Origin of the sequence: Pseudomonas sp. P7779 (assembly GCF_013386315.1) — a bacterium.
GTDB lineage: Bacteria > Pseudomonadota > Gammaproteobacteria > Pseudomonadales > Pseudomonadaceae > Aquipseudomonas.
Window position 1 is genome coordinate 26,910 of record NZ_JACARZ010000076.1, and the last position, 13,664, is coordinate 40,573.

The following is a 13,664-nucleotide window of genomic DNA, read 5'->3' on the forward strand; positions in this document are numbered from 1 at the left end:
CATGCAAGCCTTCAAATCCCTGGCCGTGCTCGGCCTGCTGTTTGCCACCCAAGTCTCGGCCCACGGACTGTGGACCGAACAACGGCGCGGCAATATCGAAGTGATCTACGGCCACGGCGCCGAAGACAACGCGTTCAAGGCGCAGAAAATCAGCGGCGCCTGGGCTTATGACGCCAGCGGCAAAATGATCCCGGTGACCGTGGAACGCCTGCCCGACCATGCGCGCCTGAAGCCGCTCAAATCGCCGGCTGTACTGGCGGTCGCCCTGGATAACGGGATGTGGTCACAGACGCCTGACAAGAAGTGGATCAACGAGGGCCGCAGCAAGGTGCCGGGGGCGATTGAGTCGACCCAGACCTTCAAGTACAGCCTGGCGATCTACCAGCCGGGGGCGAAGGTGCCGAAGCTGGATCAGATCAAGCTACTGATCTTGCCGGAAGTTGATCCGCTGACGGTCGGCCCGGGTAAATCACTGCCGGTACGGGTGCTGCTGGATGGCAAGCCGGCGGCAGGAGTCAAGCTGATCGGAGACTATCGCAACGCACCGAACACCCTGAGCACCGAGACCGATAAAGACGGTCGCGCCCAGGTGCTGGTGAGGAATGAAGGATTGAATGTGATTGCGGCGCAGGTGGAGATCCCGCTCAAAGACAATGCTGATGTCGCGACTCGCGGACTGTTCAGTTCCCTGACTTTCCTGGGCGAGCCGCATCACGAGTAACCCCGCAAATCCAAAGTGGGCACAGTCAATGTGGGAGCGGGCTTGCTCGCGAAAGCGGTGTGTCAGTCGCCATCTTCATTAACTGACCCACCGTCTTCGCGAGCAAGCCCGCTCCCACATTCAGTCCTCACTCGGCTTGATTACAGCGCGACCGGCGCTCTTTCCAGTTCCCTGAGCTTTCAGGGCGAGCCGCATCACGAGTAACCCCGCAAATCCAGAGTGGGCACAGTCAATGTGGGAGCGGGCTTGCTCGCGAAAGCGGTGTTTCAGTCGCTATCTTCATTAACTGACCCACCGTCTTCGCGAGCAAGCCCGCTCCCACATTTAGTCCTCACTCGGCTTGATTACAGTGCAACCGGCGCTCTTTCCAGTTCCCTGACTTTCCTGGGCGAGCCGCATCACGAGTAACCCCGCAAATCCAAAGTGGGCACAGTCAATGTGGGAGCGGGCTTGCTCGCGAAAGCGGTGTGTCAGTCGCCATCTTCATTAACTGACCCACCGTCTTCGCGAGCAAGCCCGCTCCCACATTCAGTCCTCACTCGGCTTGATTACAGTGCAACCGGCGCTCTTTCCAGTTCCCTGACCTTCCTGGGCGAGCCGCATCACGAGTAACCCCGCAAATCCAGAGTGGGCACAGTCAATGTGGGAGCGGGCTTGCTCGCGAAAGCGGTGTGTCAGTCGCCATCTTCATTAACTGACCCACCGCCTTCGCGAGCAAGCCCGCTCCCACATTCAGTCCTCACTCGGCTTGATTACAGCGCGACCGGCGCTCTTTCACACAGGGTATTGAGCGCCGCCGCCCACTGCGGGTCATCGTTCAGGCACGGCACCAACACCAACTCCTCGCCCCCCGCTTCGCGGAATTGCTCCAGGCCGCGATCACCAATTTCCTCCAGTGTCTCGATGCAGTCCGCAACAAACGCCGGGCACATCACCAGCAGCTTCTTCACGCCCTGTTGAGCCAACGCTTCAAGGCGTGCCTCGGTGTACGGTTCGATCCACTTGGCCCGGCCCAGCCGCGACTGGAACGCCACCGACCATTTGCCATCCGGCAACCCCAGGCGCTCCGCGAAGTCCCGCGCAACACTGAAGCACTGCGCGCGATAGCACGTGGCAAGCACCTCGGGAGAGGCGTTCTGGCAGCAGTTGGCGTCCTTGAAGCAGTGTTGCCCGGTAGGGTCGAGCTTTTTCAGGTGGCGCTCGGGCAACCCATGAAAGCTCAGCAGGAGGTGATCGAAATCCTCTTCCACATAGGCTCTGGCGCTGTTGGCCAAGGCGTCCAGGTACTCCGGTTCATCGTAGAACGGCTGCAGAATCGAAAACTCGATCGCCAGCTTTTTGTGCCGCACCACGCGCCGGGCCTCTTCGATTACCGTGGTCACGGTGCTGTCGGCAAACTGCGGGTACAACGGCGCCAGGGTCACTTTCTGGATGCCTTGGGACGCCAGCCGGGTCAGTACGCTTTCAATCGACGGCTCGCCATAGCGCATGGCCAACTCCACCGGCCCCTGGGTCCACTGTGCAGTCATCTGTTGTTGCAAGCGGCGGCTAAGAACTACCAGCGGCGAGCCTTCGTCCCACCAGATCGAGGCGTAGGCATGGGCCGATTGCTCCGGGCGCTTGATCAGGATCAGCGACACCAGCAAACGCCGAACCGGCCATGGCAGGTCAATGACGTAAGGGTCCATCAGGAACTGATTGAGGTAGCTGCGCACATCCGCCACCGAAGTGGACGCCGGTGAACCCAGGTTGACCAGTAACAACGCGTGATCCGTCATGCAACATCCTATCTCTAGAGGCGGCTGGACAAGTCGTCCAGGGCCGCATGCAACTCAGTGAACTGGAAAGTGAAACCGGCCGCCAACAGCCGCTGCGGCAAAGCCCGCTGGCCACCCAGCAACAAACCGGACAACTCGCCCAGGCCGATACGCAAGGCAAACGCCGGCATGGGCATGAACGCCGGGCGGTGCAGCACCTTGCCCAGGGTCTTGGCGAACTCCAGGTTGCGTACCGGGTGTGGCGCGCAGGCATTATAAGGACCGCTGGCATCGGTCTTGTGCAGAAGAAAATCAATCAGGGCGATTTGATCCTTTATATGGACCCATGGCATCCACTGCCGACCATTGCCGATAGGCCCGCCCAGCGCCAGTTTGAACGGCAGCAACAGCCGCGACAAAAAGCCGCCCTCCGCCGCCAGCACCAGCCCGGTACGCACCAGCACCACGCGGATGCCCAATGCCTCGGCACGCTGGGCGGTTTCTTCCCAGGCAATGGATAACTGGCTGCCGAAATCGTCCTGCACCGGGCCGCTGTCTTCGGTCAGCTCGCGCTCACCGCCGTCGCCGTACCAGCCCACCGCGGAACCGGAGATCAACACCGCCGGTTTGTGTTCAAGGCCCTCAAGCCAGGCCAGCAGCGTTTCGGTGAGGCCGATACGGCTGCTCCACAACAGCGCCTTGCGTTTATGCGTCCAGGGCCGGTCGGCAATCGGCGCGCCGGCCAGATTGACCACCGCGTCCACCGCCTCGTTTATGTCCTGCAGGCGGGCGACGCCACGCACCGGGGCGCCGCACAATTTAGCCACTTGTTCGGGATGGCGGCTCCAGACCGTGAGGCGATGGCCCTGGGCAAGCCAGTATTGGCAAAGTTGACGGCCGATCAAACCGGTACCGCCGGTCAGCAAAATGTGCATGAGTTGTTCCTCGTGTAACGTTCGCCGACCACCGTTAGTCTATTTTATAAACAGGGATGTTTTAATCGGGCGCAACGCTGGTTAAACCTTCAGGTTTAACCATAGGTCACGCCAAACGATCAGGTACGCCAAAACTTATACCAAAAAACAATATTGTACAGCTATTGGTGTCGGCGTAGTCTGTACCCAACGGTAAAACGAGGCCTCCCATGACTGTTCCCATCGCGATCATTGGCACCGGCATCGCCGGTCTCTCCGCCGCCCGAGCGTTGAAAGACGCGGGGCACGTTGTACAACTCTTCGATAAAAGCCGCGGCAGTGGCGGTCGCATGTCCAGCAAGCGCAGCGATGCGGGCTCGCTGGACATGGGCGCACAGTACTTCACCGCCCGCGACCGGCGCTTCGTCAACGAGGTGCAACGCTGGCAGGCCAATGGTTGCGCCGAGCAATGGAAGCCACAGCTGTACAACTTCAAGTCCGGTCAACTGACGCCCTCCCCCGATGAACAGATCCGCTGGGTCGGCACGCCGCGCATGAGCGCGATCACCCGCGCCCTGCTCGATGACTTGCCGGTGCAGTTCGGTTGCCGCATCACCGAAGTGTTCCAGGGCAAACATCACTGGAACCTGCTGGACGCCGACGGCGAAAGCCACGGCCCGTTCAGCCACGTGATCATCGCCACCCCGGCGCCCCAGGCCACTGCCTTGCTGGCCGCTGCGCCCAAGCTGGCGAGTGTCGCCGCCGGGGTCAAGATGGACCCGACCTGGGCCATTGCCCTGGCCTTCGACAAGCCGCTGGATACGCCCATGGAAGGCTGCTTCGTCCAGGACAGCCCGCTGGACTGGCTGGCGCGCAACCGCAGCAAACCGGGGCGCGACACCACCCTCGACACCTGGGTTTTGCACGCCACCAGCACCTGGAGCAAGCAACACCTGGACCTGTCCAAGGAAGCCGTGATCGAACACCTGCACGGCGCCTTTGCCGAACTGCTGCACAGCGCCATGCCGGCGCCATCCTTCACCCTCGCCCACCGCTGGCTGTACGCGCGGCCGTCCACCAGCCATGAATTTGGCGTGCTGGCCGACGCCGACCTGGGCCTGTATGTGTGTGGCGACTGGTGCCTGTCAGGCCGCGTGGAAGGCGCGTGGCTCAGCGGCCAGGAGGCGGCGCGGCGGTTGATCGAGCACCTGCGATGAACCGCATCAATCCCGCCAAGCTGCTGCTGTCGAAGTGGACAGCAGCCCGCCCGCAGCACAAGGAAAAACATTTTCTGGTGACCAAACTGCTGCGTGATGACGAAGGCGATGTGCAGGAAATCGAGCTGGAAGCCGTGATGAGCCATCGCGTGCAGCGCCTGGCCTGGCAAACCCTGCAAAACGCCGAAGACTGGAAAATCGGCTGGAAATAGCCATTCCGCAAATACCTGTACAAATTATTTGACTTGTACAGCTTCAAACCTATGATGAGATTAAGTTGTACAGGAATTTAACTCTGTACAGGAATTTCATCGAGGTTTGGCCATGTCCAGCACCCTGCCCGCCACCGGCAAACCGAAAATCGCCATCAGCGCCTGCCTGTTGGGCGAGAACGTGCGCTTCAACGGCGGGCATAAACAATCCCAGCTGTGTAGCCAGACCCTGGCCGATTATTTCGACTTCGTGCCGCTGTGCCCTGAAGTCGCCATTGGCCTGGGCATCCCCCGCGAACCGATTCGCCTGGTGGGCGACCCGCTCAATCCACAGGCCGTTGGCACCGTAAACCGCGAACTTAACGTGACCCAGCCGCTGGACGATTACGGCCAGCAAATGGCAGCTGAACACACCGACCTCTGCGGTTACATCTTCATGCAGAAATCCCCGTCCTGCGGCCTGGAGCGGGTAAAGGTCTATCAGGACAACGGCATGCCCATCGACGGCGGCGGGCGCGGCATCTACGCCCAGGCGTTTTGTGCGCGCCACCCCAACCTGCCGGTGGAAGAAGACGGTCGGCTGAATGACCCGGTCCTGCGGGAAAACTTCCTGACCCGGGTGTTCGTCTACGCCACCTGGCAGCAACTGCTCGCCGAAGGCCTGACCCGTCACCGCCTGCTGGAATTTCACTCGCGCTACAAATACCTGCTGATGGCCCACAGCCCGGTGCATTACAAAAGCCTCGGCAACCTGCTGGGCAGCATGCCCAGGGACGTCGACCTGGGCGCCTTGGCCGCCGGCTACTTCAGCGAACTGATGAGCGCCCTGACCCAGTGCGCCACACGCGGCACCCACACCAACGTGCTGCAACACATCAGCGGCTACCTCAAGCAAGCCATCAGCGCCGAAGACAAACAGGAAATGCAGACCATCATCAGCCAATACCGCCAGGGCATCGTGCCGCTGGTGGTACCGCTGACGCTGCTCAAGCACCACTTTCGCCAGCATCCGGACCGCTATATCGCGCAGCAGGCCTACCTGCAACCGCACCCGGAAAACCTCAGCCTGCGTAATGCGATTTAACCTATGACTTTTCCCCTGCAAGAACCTGGCGAAGACATCGCCGAGGCCATCGAACAAGGCTGGCTGCCGATCCGCGAAGTGGCGCGCCAGACCGGCGTCAACGCCGTGACCTTGCGCGCCTGGGAGCGGCGCTACGGCCTGATCGTGCCCCAGCGCACGCCCAAGGGGCACCGCCTGTTCAGTGCCGAACACGTGCAACGCATCCATGCCATCCTGACCTGGCTCAACCGCGGTGTGCCGGTCAGCCAGGTCAAGAGCCTGATCGACACCGCGCAAGCCACCAGCGAGCCGCCGGTGGAAAACGAATGGCATAACCGCCGCCAGCACCTGGTGCAGGCCATCAGCGAACTGGCCGAGCGCCGGGTGGATGATGCCTTCAACCAGGCCATGGCGCTGTACCCGCCGCGCACCTTGTGCGAGCAACTGTTATTGCCGTTGCTCAAGGAGCTCGAACTGCGCTGGCAAGGCCAGTTCGGCGCGCAAATGGAACGGGTATTTTTCTATTCCTGGCTGCGCAGCAAATTCGGTGCGCGGATGTATCACAACAACCGCCAGCTCAACGGCGCCCCCCTGCTGCTGATCAACCATTCCGACCTGCCGCTGGAGCCGCACCTGTGGCTCACCGCCTGGCTCGCCAGCAGCGCCGATTGCCCGGTGGAAGTTTTCGACTGGCCATTGCCGGTAGGCGAACTGGCCCTGGCCGTCGAGCATCTGCAACCCCGCGCGGTACTGCTGTATTCGAGCAAGGCACTCCATACCTCGGTGCTGGGCAAACTGTTGAGCGGCTTCAGTTGCCCAAAACTGATAACCGGACCAACGGTATGCATCCACCAGGCGGAGCTGTCCGTATTAACCCAAGAGATTCCTGAATTGCTCCTGGCCGAAGACCCGTTGTCGGCCCATCAGGTACTGATCCAGCGTGGACTTATTTAAATGCACTTGATCTGGCTGCGCACCGACCTGCGCCTACATGACAACACCGCCCTCGCCGCCGCCGCACAGCGTGGCCCGACAGCGGCCGTCTACCTGATCAGCCCCGGGCAATGGCTGGCCCACGATGACGCGCCGTGCAAGGTCGATTTCTGGCTGCGCAACCTGCAGCGCTTGAGCTCGGCACTGGGCGAGTTGAACATTCCGTTATTGATCCGCCATGCCGACACTTGGGATCAAGCACCTGAAGTCCTGGCAGGCCTGTGCCAGGAACTGTCGGTGGAGTCGGTGCACGTCAATGACGAATACGGCATCCACGAAGAGCGCCGCGACGCCGCCGTGGCCAAGGCCCTCGAAGCTCAAGGCATCACGTTCCACACCTATCTGGACCAGTTGTTTTTCCAGCCCGGCAGCGTGCTGACCAAGACCGGCACCTACTTCCAGGTGTTCAGCCAGTTCCGCAAGGTCTGCTACAGCCGCCTGCATGGCGCCTTGCCGCGTTTGGTCGCCACGCCCAAGGCGCAGGCGCCGCTCAAACTCAAAAGCGACGAGGTTCCGGATCACGTCGAGGGCTTCGCTACCCCGAGCGAAGCCTTGCGCGCCCTGTGGCCTGCCGGCGCAGCCGAAGCCCGGCGCCGTCTCGACCAGTTTGCCGACGCACAAATCAGCTACTACAAGGACGAACGCGACTTCCCGGCCAAGCCCGGTACCAGCCAGCTTTCGGCCTACCTTGCAGCAGGCGTGGTTTCACCGCGCCAGTGCCTGCATGCCGCGCTGCAAAGCAACCAGGGTGAATTCGAAAGCGGCGACATCGGCGCGATTACCTGGATCAACGAGCTGCTGTGGCGCGAGTTCTACAAACATATTCTGGTGGGCTACCCACGGGTCTCGCGCCACCGCGCATTCCGCCCAGAGACCGAAGCCGTGGCCTGGCGCAACAGCCCGGAAGACTTGAAAGCGTGGCAGGAAGCACGCACCGGCCTGCCGATCATCGACGCCGCCATGCGCCAGCTGCTGGAAACCGGCTGGATGCACAATCGCCTGCGCATGGTGGTAGCGATGTTCCTGACCAAAAACCTGCTGATCGACTGGCGCGAAGGCGAGCGCTTTTTCATGCGTCACCTGATCGATGGCGACCTGGCAGCCAACAACGGTGGCTGGCAGTGGAGCTCGTCCACCGGCACCGACTCGGCCCCGTACTTCCGGATTTTCAGCCCCTTGAGCCAATCGGAAAAATTCGACGGCGAAGGTGTGTTTATCAAGCACTGGCTGCCGCAACTGGCGGCGCTGAACAAAAAGGAAGTGCACAACCCCGACGCCGTGGGCGGCCTGTTTGGTGTGGCCGACTATCCTCGTCCTATCGTCGACTTGAAAAAATCCCGCGAGCGCGCCCTCGCCGCTTTCCGCAGCCTGCCTTCACGCCAGGCGGTCGGAGGTGCTTATGAGTGATTTCCTGCGCCGCTTCGCCCAGGTGTTCGCCAGTGTGGACAAGCACAACCTGCACCTGCTCGACGGCCTGTACAGCCAGGACATCAGTTTCACCGACCCACTGCACGAGGTGCACGGGCTGCCGGCGTTGCACCGCTACTTCGCCGAGCTGTACGACAACGTTACCCAGTTGCGCTTTGACTTCCATGGCTTTGATCAAGTGGCGGAAGGCGAAGGCTACCTGCGCTGGACAATGAGCTTCTGCCACCCGCGCCTGGCCAAGGGCGAAGTGATTCGTGTGGAAGGCTGCTCGCACCTGCTGTGGCGCGACAAGGTGTATCGCCACCGGGATTATTTTGACGCTGGACAGTTGCTGTATGAACACGTGCCGGTCCTTGGCGGTGTGGTCAGCTGGCTGAAAAGGAGAATGGGATGAGCCTTAACCTTCCACGTCGTTACTGGTTGACCGGTGCCAGCAGTGGCATCGGGGCCGAACTGGCCAAGACGCTGCTCGAAAGCGGTGCCCATGTGGCCCTCAGTTCCCGCTCCAAGGCGCCCCTGGAACAGCTTGCCCAGCAATACCCCGGGCAAGTGCTGGTGGTGGCCGGCGACCTGACCAACAGCCAGACCGTGCGCGAGATCGGTGAACACATCGCAGTGGTCTGGGGCTCGCTGGACACCGTGATCCTGAATGCCGGTACCTGCGAATACGTGGATGCCAGGCAGTTCGACGCCTCGATCATCGAGCACGTGGTGCGCACCAACCTGCTGGCCAGCAGTTACTGCATCGAGGCCGCGCTGCCGCTGTTGCGTGCCGGTCATACACCGCACCTGGTCGGTGTGGCCAGTGCGGTGACCTACCTGCCGATGCCCAGGGCGGAAGCCTATGGTGCGTCGAAGGCAGGCCTGCGTTACCTGTTCGAGTCCCTGCGTATCGACCTGTCACCTGAAGGGATCGACGTCACCGTGGTCAGCCCGGGGTTTGTCGACACGCCGCTGACCGCCCGCAATGATTTCCCGATGCCCCTGAGCTGGCCGGCGGACAAGGCCGCGCGACATATCTTCGCCAAGCTGCAGAACCGCCCATTGGAAATTGCCTTCCCTGCCCTGTTTATTGCCGCCTTGTGGCCACTGTCGAAACTGCCGAACCGCGTCCAGTTGATCATTGGCAAACGCATGCTGCGCAGCCCGCCGCCGAGAAAGGACGACCTGTGAAGATCGCCATTATCGGCAGCGGCATTGCCGGGCTGACCAGCGCCTACCTGCTCAGTCGCCGCCACGACATCACCCTGTTCGAAGCGGGCGACCGCATCGGCGGGCACACTCACACGGTGAATGTCACAGTGGAAGGCAAAAGCCATGCGGTGGACACCGGCTTTATCGTGTTCAACGACTGGACCTATCCCAACTTCATCAAGCTGCTGGGGCAGATTGGCGTGACGTACAAACCCACCGAGATGAGCTTTTCGGTGTGCGACCCGAACGCCGGGTTCGAGTACAACGGCAACAACCTCAACAGCCTGTTTGCCCAGCGCCGGAATATTCTGTCGCCGGGGTTCTGGGGCATGTTGCGCGATATCCTGCGCTTCAACCGCCAGGCGCCCCTGGACCTGCAAGAGCAACGCATCAGCGCCGAGATGACCCTGGGCGAGTACCTGCAAGCGGGCGGCTACGGCCAGCGATTTATCCAGCACTACATCGTGCCGATGGGCGCGGCGATCTGGTCGATGTCCCTGGCTGACATGCTCGGGTTTCCCCTGCAATTCTTCGTGCGGTTCTTCAAGAACCATGGCTTGTTGTCGGTGAGCAACCGGCCGCAGTGGTGCGTGATCGAAGGCGGTTCCAGCCGCTATATCGAACCGCTGACCCAGTCCTTCCGCGAAAATATCCGCCTCAATTGCCCGGTCACCCGGGTTGAGCGCTCAGCCATCGGCGCAGTTATCCACAGCGCCGCCGGCAGCGAGGCATTCGACAAGGTGGTGTTCGCCTGCCACAGCGACCAGGCCCTGGCGTTGCTGGGGGATGCGAGCCTGGCCGAGCAACAGATCCTCGGCGCCCTGCCCTACGCCGACAATGACGTCGTCCTGCACACCGATACCCGTCTGCTGCCCGAGCGCAAACTGGCCTGGGCCAGCTGGAATTACCGCCTGGATGGCCGCGCGCAAAAACAGGCGGCGGTGACTTACGACATGAACATCCTGCAGGGCATCGACAGCACCACCACCTTTTGCGTGAGCCTCAATCAAACGGCGCTGATCAACCCGCTCAAAGTCCTCGCCCGCTACACCTACGCCCACCCGCAATACAGCCTGGCCGCCGTGGCCGCCCAAGCGCGCTGGGAAGAACTGCACGGAACGCAGCACACCTATTATTGCGGCGCCTACTGGGCCAACGGTTTCCACGAAGACGGCGTGGTCAGCGCATTGCGCGTGGCCAAGGCGTTCGGGGAAATCCTGTGAACAGCGCCCTGTACAGCGGCTGGATCGCCCATCGGCGGTTTACGCCAAAGGGCCATGCCTTCCGCTACCGGATCGGCCTGCTGTACCTGGACCTCAGCGAACAGGACGAAGTGTTCGGCTTGTCGCCATTGGCGGGCGAGCGCTGGGCGCCGTTCGCGTTTCGCCAGCAGGATTACCTGCGTGAATTTACCCGTCACGGCATGAGCTTGACCGATGCCGTACGCCAAGAAGTCGGCAAGGCCCTGGGGCGCATCCCCTCGGGCGTTATCTGCCTGCTGACCCAGGCCCGCAGTTGGGGCCTGGCCTTTAACCCGGTGAGTTTCTTCTACTGCTTCGAGGCCGACGGAACGCTGGCCGCGATCCTTTGTGAAGTGACCAACACCCCGTGGCGCGAGCGCTATCACTACGTGCTGCCAGCCCAGGCGCTGCCTGCCGGTGAGCATCAGCACTTCGCCGTGGCCAAGGCGTTTCATGTGTCGCCGTTCTTGCCCCGGGACCTGGAATACCGCATGAGCTTCAGCCCGCCCGCCGCCAGGCTCGGCGTGCATATGGCCGACTGGCAGGGCGAACTGAAAGTCTTTGACGCCACCTTGAGCCTGCAACGCGAAGCCCTGAACCGCGCCAGCCTGCACCGCTACCTGTGGCGCTTCCCGTGGATGACCGCCAAGACCTGCCTGGCCATTTATTGGCAGGCCTTGCGCCTCTTGCTTAAACGCACGCCGATTTTTTCCCATCACGCCGCCGAAGGCGCTTCTCGCACCGCAGTCGGGTACACCAAGGATCGCCGCCATGAAATCCCCTAGCTTATCGGTCAAATCCAACCGCTTGAACGTCAACGGCATGACCGCCGCGCTGCTGCGCAAAGCCGTTCTGCGCCAGCTCGGCCAACTGCGCCACGGCCAGTTGGTGGTGATCGAGGACGGCGAACGGCAAGTCTTCGGCGCACGGGAAGCGCACCTGCTGGGGGAGATCCAGATCCTCGATTCAGCCGTGTGGGGGCTGGTGGCAGCCAACGGTTCCATCGGCGCGGGCGAGGCATTTATTCATGGCTACTGGAGCAGCCCGGACCTGACTGCCGTGGTGCGGGTGATGGTCAGCAACCTCGACGTGCTGGATGCGCTGGAAGGTGGGCTGGCCAAACTGGCGCGGCCCTTCACCCAGGGCCTGCACTGGCTCAACCGCAATACGCGCAAGGGCTCGCAGAAAAACATTGCCGCCCACTACGACCTGGGCAACGACCTGTTCGAGGAATTCCTCGACCCGACCATGATGTATTCGGCCGCGCAGTTCCTCACCGCCGATGACACACTGGAACAGGCACAACTGAACAAACTGGAACGCATCTGCCAGAAGCTCGCGCTGAAACCGTCCGACCACCTGCTGGAAATCGGCACCGGCTGGGGCAGCATGGCGATTTATGCCGCGCAGCAGTACGGCTGCAAGGTCACCACCACGACCCTGTCCAAAGAGCAGTTTGCCTACACTGAAAAACGCATCGAGGCCCTGGGTTTGCAGAATCAGGTGACGTTGCTGCTGGAGGACTACCGCGACCTGACCGGGCAGTACGACAAGCTGGTGTCGATCGAGATGATCGAAGCCGTGGGCCACCGCTTCCTGCCGACCTATTTCAAACAGTGCGCGCAGTTGCTCAAGAGCAACGGCCTGATGTTGCTGCAAGCCATCACCATTCGCGAGCAACGCTACGAACAAGCCAAGAGCAGCGTGGATTTTATCCAGCGCTATATCTTCCCCGGCGGCGCCCTGCCCTGTGTACAGAAGATGCTGGAGGTCGTCAGCCGCGACACGGACATGAACCTGCTGCACATGGAGGACTTCGGCCTGCACTACGCGCGAACCCTGCGCCTGTGGCATGAGAACTTTCGCCGCGCCCACAGCCGCCTGACGGAAATGGGCTACGACGAATACTTCCTGCGGCTGTGGGAGTTTTACCTGTGCTACTGCGAAGGCGGCTTTATGGAGCGCACCATCGGCACCGCGCAGATGCTGCTGGCCAAGCCGGCGGCGCTGACCCAGCCACTGCTCGGGCGCTTTGATGCTTAAACCACTGGCAAATGCCGTGCTGTTCCAGTGCGGCTGGTTTGCCTGTGTGCTGGGCGGCGACAGTCTGTGGCTGTTGGTGGGGTTGGCGGTGCTGGTAATCCACCTGCTGTGGATAAGTTCGTGGTCAGCGGAAGGCCAGGTGATTCTTGCCGTCACCTTATTGGGCACCGTGATCGACACCGTGCTACGAGCATTCGGCGTGTTTCATTTCAGCCTGCCCGGACCGTTGGCACCATGGTGGCTGATCCTGTTGTGGGCATTGCTGGCGACCACGCTGCGCCATTGCCTGGCCTGGAGCGCGCAGCCCTGGTGGCGTGCGAGTTTGTTGGGGGCGGTGGGTGGGCCGCTGTCCTATTACGCGGGCAGCCAACTGGCCGGGGTGAGTTTCGGCTATGGCACCGTGCCGACCGTCATCGGCCTGGCGTTACTCTGGGGGATGATTTTTCCGTTGTTGCATTGGGTCGCCAGGCAGTTGGCGCATTGACGTCCGTCAGCCCTTTCACACACCTATGAGCCGCTTGCCTTACACTGCGCGCCTATGACCAACATCCCCCATACCCAAATCGCCGAACCTGCCGTCACCTGCTCCACCTGCGCCGCGTGCTGCTGCCAGCTGGAAGTCATGCTGATCACCGACACCGGCGTGCCCGATCGCTTTATCGATACCGACGATTGGGGCGGCGAAGTCATGCTGCGCCTGGATGACGGCTGGTGCGCGGCGCTGGACCGCGACACGATGATGTGCACGATTTACGAGAAGCGGCCGCTGATCTGCCGGGAATTCGAGATGGGCGCGCCGGAGTGCATCGATGAGCGCCAGGGGATTGCGACGGTGTATCGCTGATTTCGGAACCAATGAGTAGCCAATGTGGGAGCGGGCT

15 protein-coding genes are annotated in these 13,664 nt (G+C 61.7%); 13 read left to right on the top strand and 2 right to left on the bottom strand.

Annotation, left to right across the window (positions count from 1 at the left end; all coding sequences use genetic code 11):
- The first annotated feature begins 1 nt into the window (after nucleotide 1).
- On the top strand, nucleotides 2–721 hold the full coding sequence (locus tag HX869_RS21950) for a DUF4198 domain-containing protein (protein ID WP_087693760.1): 720 nt from the start codon (nucleotides 2–4) through the stop codon (nucleotides 719–721).
- 752 nt (nucleotides 722–1,473) lie between these two features.
- On the opposite strand, the gene hemH is transcribed toward HX869_RS21950, so the two are convergent.
- Together hemH and HX869_RS21960 are read right to left on the bottom strand one after the other, a co-directional pair.
- Complete coding sequence (gene hemH / locus HX869_RS21955) at nucleotides 1,474–2,499, bottom strand: ferrochelatase (RefSeq protein WP_134325751.1); 1,026 nt, start codon at nucleotides 2,497–2,499, stop codon at nucleotides 1,474–1,476.
- Between the two features lie 14 nt (nucleotides 2,500–2,513).
- Nucleotides 2,514–3,413 (bottom strand): TIGR01777 family oxidoreductase, encoded by a 900-nt coding sequence (locus tag HX869_RS21960; protein ID WP_178903638.1) that lies wholly within the window; start codon nucleotides 3,411–3,413, stop codon nucleotides 2,514–2,516.
- A 209-nt stretch (nucleotides 3,414–3,622) separates the two neighbouring features.
- On the opposite strand from HX869_RS21960, the gene HX869_RS21965 reads away from it, so the two are divergent.
- From HX869_RS21965 to HX869_RS22020, 12 genes are all read left to right on the top strand, one after another.
- Entirely contained in the window at nucleotides 3,623–4,609 is a 987-nt protein-coding gene (locus HX869_RS21965) for an NAD(P)/FAD-dependent oxidoreductase (RefSeq protein ID WP_003208434.1), read from the top strand.
- Entirely contained in the window at nucleotides 4,606–4,821 is a 216-nt protein-coding gene (locus tag HX869_RS21970; RefSeq protein WP_003208432.1) for a TIGR02450 family Trp-rich protein, read from the top strand. Before HX869_RS21965 ends, HX869_RS21970 begins: the two co-directional genes overlap by 4 nt.
- 112 nt (nucleotides 4,822–4,933) lie before the next feature.
- Nucleotides 4,934–5,905 carry a DUF523 and DUF1722 domain-containing protein gene (locus HX869_RS21975; RefSeq protein ID WP_008432288.1) on the top strand — a complete coding sequence of 324 codons (972 nt, stop codon included), beginning with the start codon at nucleotides 4,934–4,936 and terminating at the stop codon, nucleotides 5,903–5,905.
- Nucleotides 5,906–5,908: 3 nt separating this feature from the next.
- Nucleotides 5,909–6,838, top strand: coding sequence for a MerR family transcriptional regulator (locus HX869_RS21980; RefSeq protein ID WP_178903639.1), 930 nt, complete (start codon nucleotides 5,909–5,911; stop codon nucleotides 6,836–6,838).
- Nucleotides 6,839–8,284 carry a deoxyribodipyrimidine photo-lyase gene (phrB, locus tag HX869_RS21985; protein ID WP_178903640.1) on the top strand — a complete coding sequence of 482 codons (1,446 nt, stop codon included), beginning with the start codon at nucleotides 6,839–6,841 and terminating at the stop codon, nucleotides 8,282–8,284.
- A complete protein-coding gene (locus HX869_RS21990) occupies nucleotides 8,277–8,699 on the top strand; it encodes a nuclear transport factor 2 family protein (RefSeq protein WP_008432282.1) in 423 nt (140 codons plus the stop codon). The genes phrB and HX869_RS21990 overlap by 8 nt, the downstream gene beginning before the upstream one ends.
- The gene (locus HX869_RS21995; protein ID WP_102604719.1) at nucleotides 8,696–9,478 is read left to right on the top strand and encodes an SDR family oxidoreductase; all 783 of its coding nucleotides are present in this window, start codon (nucleotides 8,696–8,698) and stop codon (nucleotides 9,476–9,478) included. Before HX869_RS21990 ends, HX869_RS21995 begins: the two co-directional genes overlap by 4 nt.
- Nucleotides 9,475–10,722 carry an NAD(P)/FAD-dependent oxidoreductase gene (locus HX869_RS22000; protein WP_134325746.1) on the top strand — a complete coding sequence of 416 codons (1,248 nt, stop codon included), beginning with the start codon at nucleotides 9,475–9,477 and terminating at the stop codon, nucleotides 10,720–10,722. The genes HX869_RS21995 and HX869_RS22000 overlap by 4 nt, the downstream gene beginning before the upstream one ends.
- A complete protein-coding gene (locus tag HX869_RS22005) occupies nucleotides 10,719–11,525 on the top strand; it encodes a DUF1365 domain-containing protein (protein ID WP_003208422.1) in 807 nt (268 codons plus the stop codon). The genes HX869_RS22000 and HX869_RS22005 overlap by 4 nt, the downstream gene beginning before the upstream one ends.
- Nucleotides 11,512–12,783 (top strand): cyclopropane-fatty-acyl-phospholipid synthase family protein, encoded by a 1,272-nt coding sequence (locus HX869_RS22010; RefSeq protein WP_087693767.1) that lies wholly within the window; start codon nucleotides 11,512–11,514, stop codon nucleotides 12,781–12,783. The genes HX869_RS22005 and HX869_RS22010 overlap by 14 nt, the downstream gene beginning before the upstream one ends.
- On the top strand, nucleotides 12,776–13,267 hold the full coding sequence (locus tag HX869_RS22015) for a DUF2878 domain-containing protein (protein ID WP_008432274.1): 492 nt from the start codon (nucleotides 12,776–12,778) through the stop codon (nucleotides 13,265–13,267). Before HX869_RS22010 ends, HX869_RS22015 begins: the two co-directional genes overlap by 8 nt.
- A 54-nt stretch (nucleotides 13,268–13,321) precedes the next feature.
- Nucleotides 13,322–13,627 (top strand): YkgJ family cysteine cluster protein, encoded by a 306-nt coding sequence (locus HX869_RS22020; protein ID WP_003208416.1) that lies wholly within the window; start codon nucleotides 13,322–13,324, stop codon nucleotides 13,625–13,627.
- The last annotated feature ends 37 nt before the right edge of the window (nucleotides 13,628–13,664 follow it).